The sequence below is a fragment of the Anaeromassilibacillus sp. Marseille-P3371 genome (assembly GCF_900169665.1).
Lineage (GTDB): Bacteria > Bacillota > Clostridia > Oscillospirales > Acutalibacteraceae > Anaeromassilibacillus.
Map to the genome: position 1 here is coordinate 2,627,904 of NZ_LT835157.1, position 7,476 is coordinate 2,635,379.

At 48.2% G+C, this 7,476-nt stretch carries 2 protein-coding genes; both read right to left on the reverse strand.

Annotation, left to right across the window (positions count from 1 at the left end; translation table 11 throughout):
• Window positions 1-6,436: glycoside hydrolase family 2 TIM barrel-domain containing protein (locus B9Y59_RS15835; protein WP_158089010.1), on the reverse strand; the 6,436-nt coding region annotated here is incomplete at its 3' end.
• Window positions 6,437-7,219: 783 nt separating this feature from the next.
• Window positions 7,220-7,476, reverse strand: a 257-nt coding sequence (locus B9Y59_RS10880; RefSeq protein ID WP_158089011.1) for a hypothetical protein, incomplete at its 5' end; no start/stop codon positions are given.

Sequence of the window (7,476 nt, forward strand, 5' to 3'; positions counted from 1 at the left end):
CCGACAGGTCTGCACGGTATTTCAGATTTTCAATCGCCTTCTGCAAGTTCTCATATGCCTTGTCCACTTCCGCCTTCAGCGGGTTCTCCTCGGCATAGACGTCCTTTGCCTCATTCAGCGCTTCCTCAAAGCCCTCCGTGCTGCTCGGCTTGAATGCATCCAGTTTCTCCGCCAACTGCTCTGCGATTTCGATCAGCGGCAGCAGCACTTCCTTGTCGCCTTCCTCGAATTCCAACAGGTGCATCGCTTCCAACAGCTCGTCCCAGGCCTTGTTGACCTCTTCCTGGGTTGCGGCCGGATCGTCGTAGACCTCCTGTGCGTTGGTCCGGGCATTCACAAAGAGTTCCCGCACTTCCGGCACCAGCCGGTCAATGTCCTCCTGTGAAACGTTGTTCGCCTCATCCAGGACAATCTTCAAGATGTCCTTGTCCACCTTCGTAAAGGTAAAGCGCAGGCTCGCACTCTCATTCGGCATCGTGTAAGTGTACGTAAAGCCGTTTGGTTCAAACGGGATATCCTCTCCGTTGAGCTGTGCACTGGCGAACGCGCCGTCGGTCGGGGTGAAGGTAAAGGTCAGATCTTCGCCCGGCAACACTTTCGCGCCGTAGATTGCATCCGTGGAGATCACCACATCTGCATTCCCTTCCACTTCCACCGCTGCATTGCTGCTCCACTGTACGGTCAACAGCTGCGGCTCTGCGGGAATAATTTGTTCAGGTTCCAGTTCTACTATCACCTGAACTGCGGATGCTGGCATAACAAACGTATAAGCTTTTCCTTCTTCTTCTGTCGTTATGGGCAAAACAGCACCGCTCTTATCCCTCACTTGGATTGACTTGAACTGTTTTCCTTCTTCCACATCCGAAATGGTTACTCGAACAGTATCATTCTCCTTCGCGGCGGATTTCTCTGTTGTGATGACCGCTGTACCTCCCGCAACCTCTGTACGGACTGCATAGACTGTACTGGTTTCCTCACTCTTAAAGAGTTTAAGGTCGGCCCAGTCGGCATGGTCATTCGCGTTTGTCTCGCCCATGTCTGCATGGAGCCTTACTTCATCTACTCCAGAAATATCTACAGAGAAGTGTTTTTGTACCGTACCTACACGCATGACACCACTATCAAATGCCGGTGTATCATTTCCATCCAAGAATATCTGGAAGGTGATACTTGCATTGTTATTATGGGACTGTGAACGGTCGACTCCAACAAATCCTTCAAACAGGTCAAACGCACCATTCAAATTGTAAATAATGTCAGAGGTTGCATGTGTGCCAATTCCTTTGTCATATTGAACTTCCTCATTGTTCTCGTCCAACAAAGTCAACTTTCCACTGTTGTTATGCGAGTCTTTGCTGGGTTGGTAAGAATCGTAACCCGTTGTGGCGGACGTCCAATCCAAGTCACTCATATAAGTGAACTGCATGACAGAGAACTGAATGGTATAGACCCATGCATCCGCTTCATCCGCACCGGAAGGCACTACCTTGACCACGGCTGTTCCGGGCAAAGAATCTGCCTGTTCGACGGTTACCATTGCATCCGCATCGTTGACTGAAACCGTCACTTTCGGAATGGAATCAATGGACACCACAGGAACTTCATACTCATAAACATTCTGCTGGAAATTCTCGATTGGCGTTCCATCGACTAAAATAGATTCGACCAGTTTATCGGTAAGACCCGTCTTGCTGTTTTCCATCATTGCATGGATATCCTTTTCTGCAATTGGAGTAAAGCGGAAGGTATACTGATAATCCTGGTTAGGACGGATCGTCACATATTCCTCTGGTCTGGCGCCCCAACTCTGCTGGCCGCCAAGGCCGGAAGTCAACTGGTTGATTTTAAGATAAATATCTTCCTCCTGAATGAGCTGATACGGATGCTTCTTAGAAGCAAGATCATTTTGCTCAAAATAGGAGGCATTGGTTTCGATGACTTCGCCACTCTCTGCGCTGATCATAAAGCCTTTTCCATCCGTATTGGTCAGAGCAATCCAGCGAACATCGCTGCGGTTTCCATGCTCCTGTGGCTCCACATAATGGACAAACTGATCCATAACCGTGGACTCATAGACGCCGACATCGTATGCATCCTGGCGGTCACGATAATTTTCTTCAGGACCTCTTCCATAATAGGTAATCTGATCGTATTCTCCTTTGACTTTCATCATTGTGCCAACCTCAGGAATCTCCGGAAGAGAAGAAGAACCGGGATGCAGCGTTTGATCGAACACGATCTGTCCATCGCCATAGACAGTAATAACGCCTTTATAGGTAGACTGCGTTGAAGTAGGCAGTGTTGCATCTACCGTGAAGCTGACACCTTTTCCTTCGGCCACATCTGCGATCTGTACATTGGTCACCGTGCGGTTTTGACCTGCATTTTTCCAAGTTGCTGTTCGAGATACAAAGCCATTCTCACGGTCATTGTCAACTGGAGGCTTATTGTAGTTTGGAACAGGGCCGTCAACTAGGTACTCATCCCCCTGGTACTGATAAGAAGTAATGGTTCCCTGCGTCTTATCAAATACTGCTGTGAACGCCTCGCCTGTAATGGTAACTGTATCGCCTTCTTCGGTATACGTGAGTTCTGGCAAAGAGGCCAACGACTTGTTCGCATGCTTCGGTGTGTTTACATCCAGCTTAAATTGTTGTTTTGCAACCTCATAGCCTGCTTCCGCCCAACGGGTGTCTTCTTTGAGCGTCGCATGCAGATTGAGCCAATATTCGGCTCCCGGCGCCAGTTCGTCCGGAAGAGCGAATCCTTCGATGGTATAATCCTGTTCGCTCAGCGGATCTACTGTCACTTCAAAGTTGCCGCTGTCAATCAACTTTTCATCCTGCATCAATTCCCAATGGAAATCATAGCCTTCTGTGGTCGTGAACAGGAACTCATTGACAATGCGAATTACGCCATTTTCTACATCTGTATCCTTGAAATTGATCTCCTGTTGCACCTGTTTGACCTGAGCAAGCGCTGGATGCGGTTTCCGATCGGAGGACACCACGCCGTTGGCCAGGAAGTTGTCGTCGTGGACAGTCTCTCCCCAGTCGCCGCCATAAGCATAATATTTGCCCGGCGCTGCTACTGGTCCAGTGGCCTCAATGGGATCGCCTTCACGCATGGACTGGAAATCCACCCAGAGTAGCGTATGGGGATCTGTCGGCTGGCGATTGGTGTCGTTGAATTCCTCTAAGGTCAAAGCCTTATCGTATACATGGACATCGTCGATCAGTCCACTGAACTGCCGCCCGCTCTCTTGCGTGCAAGTACCAACGGCAAATGGATGGGATTCACCGGGCTGGATCGTTTCGCCGTTCAGGACTTTTTCTGCCACCTGTTCCCCATTCAAATAGAGTTTTAAGCTCTTACCATCATAAACGCCCGCTACATGTTGCCACTTTCCGACCCAGTCTTCTGCGTTCAGAGCAGCTGTCACACTTACATACTGGTCATAGTTGGCATTTTTACGAGTTTCATCATAGATAAAGAATTCCAAATTTGTTCCATTGGTCTTAATCATATACTGGTTGTCGCCCTTACCCATGATGGTCTTATGACCTTCTAACGCATCCGGTTTTACCCAAGCTTCCAAGGTCAATGGAGTTGTGCCAGTAATATCCAAATCGTCGTTGCTCTCCAAGGTCATCGTCCCTCGCAGAGCCTTATCTCCGGAAATCGCCCCAGGTTTGTCTTCGCCTCCAGGCGTTTCATCCGGATTTTCTCCGTCCTTTGGAACGATGGTACTGCCGGATTGCAGTGTTCCGTCGTATCCATATCCGCCTTTATCAACCACTCGGTCCGGTGTCACACCGGCTTCGTCATCAAAATCAGCCCAGAAGAATACGCGGTATTGGTCCCCAGCATCAATATTAGCTTCGTCAATCTCCTGCGGAGAGAGTACTTCTTTAAAAATACGCACAGAATCAATCTCACCGCTAAAGGAACCGCGGTTTTTATATTGACTGTTGATCCCGATGGAGAATTTTTGGTCGCTGTTGTCCATGGTAGCCACATCATTATAGGTTGTCTTGAGTTCTCCATCAATATAGATTTTAATGGTCACCGGCTTTGCTGTGCCTTCGTCGTAATTATAAGAGACCACAATACGATGCTCTTTTCCAAACCAATCGTCCGGCATTGGTGCATTAACCTCTGTCCAATCCTTCCCGAAATAGAACTGGATAAGTTCTTCTCCGTCAGCCGTTTTGATCTGCTGTAACGCATATTGTTGATCGCCCTTACCAACTATGTAGTTAAATACACGGTCTTTCGCAGAATCATAACCTGCGGGTTTTTCTGGCTTGAGGGTGACATCAATCGTGAAGGTCTTGCCAACCACTACGCCATCAGCCATTTCAGTATTTCCTGTATAGAAATTTAAATAGGGTGTATTATCAAAAATCGCTGAACCGCGCAGAACATTGTTTACATCGGGGCGATCCCCAGTCTTTTCCAACGTACCCGTATAAGTATTGCGCAAATCCGATGCCTGATCCAAGAAACCAGTTCCCTCTTCTGCGGTTGGGAGGTCCCAGAGCGGGGTCTGATCCGCCCAGTCCCACATAAAGCCGCCCTGTGCCTGTGGCTGCTCGCGGAAAATATCCCAATATTTCTTGTAATAACCAGTGCTGTTGCCCATCGCATGCGCATACTCAGACATGATGTATGGCTTTGTTGAAGAGCCATTGCAGTAATTTGTGACATCTCCGTACGCAGGATATTGCACGCTCATGACATCTGTCCAGCGGTTATCGCGCTCATACTTGATCGGGCGTCCGGCGTCGCGCTCTTTGGTCCATTCGCTCATGAGCTTAAAAGCATTTCCGTCCGCGGGCGTCCATGTCTCGCTGGCCTCATTGCCCAAAGACCACATGATTACGGATGCATAGTTTTTGTCGCGCTCCACCATGTTTTCCATACGGTCCAGGCAGGGTCCACGCCAAACTTCAATGTTGGATGGGAAATTTCCTCGTACATCATGAGACTCCACATTTGCTTCGTCACAAATATAAATACCATATTCATCGCACAAATCGTAGAAATTCGGATCATTGGGATAGTGCGAAGTACGAATGGCATTTACATTATTCTTTTTCATGAGTTTGATGTCTTCTTCTTGGAAGTCGCGCGGGAGATAACGGCCATATTCCGGATGCACTTCATGGCGGTTGAATCCTCGCAACATTAAGCGTTTTCCGTTAATGGTCATCATTTGCTTGTTTCCATAGTCCTTACCATTGTAGACACCAATATTTTTGATTTCAATTTGGCGGAATCCCACCCGGTGGCCAATGTTTTCTATAACATTCCCATTTTGATCCACCAACTGAAGCAACAGGTTGTATAAGTAGGGGTCCTCTGCTGACCACTGATGTGGCGCCTCCACCGGGATTGCCGTATGCAGTTCTACCTCATCCTCACCGTCTGGGATTTCGGTGACCGGAAGAGAAACGTCATCAAAAACGACTTCGCCTTCTGCATCCAACAACTTGGCCTTCACCGTGTAGCCGGATGCGTCCGCATTGTCATGCGTACGTACGTCAACCCGTAGATCTAAAGTCATGTCTGTGTAGGTGTCATCGTCAAAGGTCGTCTGAATATAATAGTCGCGCATCTCCACCTTGTCTTTGGAGAACAATTCCACATCGCGGAAAATACCGGACAAGCGAATGAAATCCTGATCTTCCAACCAGCTTCCGTCGGACCAACGGTATACCCGCAGGGACATGGTATTTTCCCCATCTCTGAGATAAGGGGTGATATTAAAGTCATGCATGGTAAAGCTATCTTCCGAATAGCCTACATATTGCCCGTTGATATACAGATAGAAAGCGGATTCAACACCTTGGAATGATGCAAATACTTCACGATCTTTCCAGCTGTCCGGCACAATAAACGTCTTTTTGTAATGGCCAACCGGATTATAGACGGTTGGGGCCAGCGCATCTTGCCAATCCCCGCGGTCTTCATAGTTGGTCCACGGATAAGGGATATTCGTATAGATCGGTGTATCATACCCCTGCATCTGCCAACTGCACGGAACCATGATGGTATCCCAATCGGACGTATCATAATCATCATTCTGGAAGTACATAATTGCATCCGCCGGCTTGTCCACAATTTTGAACTTCCAATCGTCTCCATTCAGAAGCATGTAATAGTCCGATGCCTCTCGGTCTCGCGCAAGGGCTTTTTCTTCTGTGTCATACGGAATAAAGTAGCTGCGTTGAGGTTCTCGATTTTCCTCATATACCTTTGTTCTGGAGAAGCGACCGTCCCCCTCCACTGTTTTTGTGGCGTTATACCAGTATTGTCCGTCAAATTGCGGATTGACTGGCGTCCCTGCCACTGCCGCTGCCTGTGTTAAGCCAGTACCTGTCAAAAGCATGGCCAACGTAAGCAATAATGCGGTTACTTTTCTGTTTTTCATTTCTTTCCTCCTTCTCTTCATAGGCTCCACAATAATATAAACAGCCCGAACGTCGATCGTCGGTTCTGCCAAAAATATCCTAACATACTCGCAAGTTTTTTGCAATAATTTCGAATAAATACTTTGTACGATTAGAGATTAGATTTTGAATGTAAGTGTTTACCGACATTCCCTTCAATACATCCGACAGATAAGAATTAAAAATGTCTGCCTTTTCATTCCTTTATTATAGAGGACATTGATAAACAAGAAAAAGGCACCAGGCACATCACAAGATGATGTGCCTGGTGCCTTCATTTTATTACTGCATGAATTCAATCGCTTGTTCGCATTGATTGCTAAGGAACGCTTTCTACCATAAGCCGCCAAGTTTTGACCGGATATGGTGTATCTTTATTCCTTCTGAAACTGATCTGACATTCAACCAATGGTCACCGTGCAGTGTTTGACTGCATTCTGCCCCGGCAGAATCGTGTAGACACCTATGCTCTAACCCGGTGGACGCACAGCGTCTTTCGCGCCTCCGGCGTTTCCTACGCAGGCTCTCCTCCATCAGCGATTGCTGGATCGAATGGTTTACACCCTTCGCTGGTATCCGGTATTCAACCAATGGTCACCGTGCAGTGTTTCACCGCATTCTGACCAGGCAGGGCCGTGTAGATGTCTTACTCTGGCCCGGCGGACGCACAGCGTCTTTCGTGCCTATGGCGTTTCCTACGCTGGTGCTCTTCCACCAGCGATTGCTGGATCGAATGGCTTATGCCATTCGCTGGTATCCGGCATTCAACCAATGGTCACCGTGCAGTGTTTCACTGCATTCTGACCCGGCAGGGTCGTGTAGATGCCCGTGCTCTGGCCCGGTGTGCCGGTTGCATAGACTCTGTAGTAGTAATCGTTTCCAACCTTCGCCACAAACTGCGTCTTGAGAACGCTGCCATTGCCTACTGTAAAGCTCGGCGTCTGGTTGTTTCCATTTACCACCGTCATCTTGAAGCAGTATGCGCTGCCTCTCTTGAGCGTGAAGTTCACTGTCGTGTCAC